At 73.0% G+C, this 1,012-nt stretch carries 1 pseudogene; it reads right to left on the bottom strand.

Features of this window, described 5'->3' with window-relative positions:
- Positions 1-978: pseudogene (locus E2651_RS43390) on the bottom strand (caspase family protein); the annotation flags it as partial.
- Positions 979-1,012: the final 34 nt, after the last annotated feature.

Here is a 1,012-nt window from a genome sequence, read left to right as displayed (position 1 = left end):
CCCCAAGTCCCGGCTCCCGGCGGCCGACCCGGAGGTGGGCGCGAACCGCAGCACACCATCCCCCACGGCCAGCCCGCCCGAACGGGCAGACGCACCCACGCCGTCCGCACGCCACGCGGGCAGATGGAACGGCACCGTATTCAGCTCGCCCTCGGCCACCACCAGCTTCAGCCAGTCCCGCACATAGGCCCCGCCCACGACCGCCCGCCCCGGCGGCAGCGAAAGCTGCACCGGCTGACCGTCGAGGGCGTACCCCGTGTGCCCCGGAGCGATGAAGTGCCCCGGGTAGAGCCCCGCTCCGCTCCCGTAGCTGTCGGTCAGGTCGAGCAGCGCGCACCACAGCGGGCGGTCGGGGGACCGGTTGTGCAGCCGGATGGAGACCCAGGGGCGCTCCGGCCCGCCGGGGCCCGGCGTATAGGGGCAGAGGATCTCCCCGCTGCCGTCCGGAAGCAGCTCCGTGCCGGGGTCCTCCCGCGTGTCCCACGGCCTGATCGACACCCGCACGAGGCCGTCCAGGGGTGAGGGTCGCGAGGTGAGGTCACGGAGCTGGTGCCAGCGGGTGAGGTGGACGAGGCAGTCGGCGATACGCGCCGGGTCCGCGAGCGGCAGCGGAGCCACGAACGGCGATCCGTCACGCCGCAGCACATGCGCCGACGCCCCACGGACCTCGACCCGGAAGTGCAGATCCCCGGCCTCGCGGGGAGCGCCGACCATCCGCAGCAGGGGCGAGGCGGAAGCGATGCGGTCACCCAACTCCCGTACGCGGGCAGGATCTTCGGTCCCGCTGACCACCACCGTCGCCGGTGGCAGCGCGAGCGCCGAGAGCGCCACCGGGTACGTCCGTGCAGCGGCCGGCGCCCAGTCCACCGGGTCGACCAGCGTGCGATGGCCGTGCACGTCCCGCGCCCGCACGACGGAACCACCGGGACCGGCGCCCCTCTCTGGAACAGCCTGCGGCAGCACCTGTCTCTTATACATATCTGACGCTGCCGACGAATAGCCTTGTGTAGAG

It is taken from the genome of Streptomyces sp. MZ04 (genome assembly GCF_004684775.1).
Classification (GTDB): Bacteria; Actinomycetota; Actinomycetes; order Streptomycetales; family Streptomycetaceae; genus Streptomyces.
The sequence above is the reverse complement of the archived record's forward strand: the minus strand, read 5'-3'. Positions and strand labels throughout refer to the sequence as shown.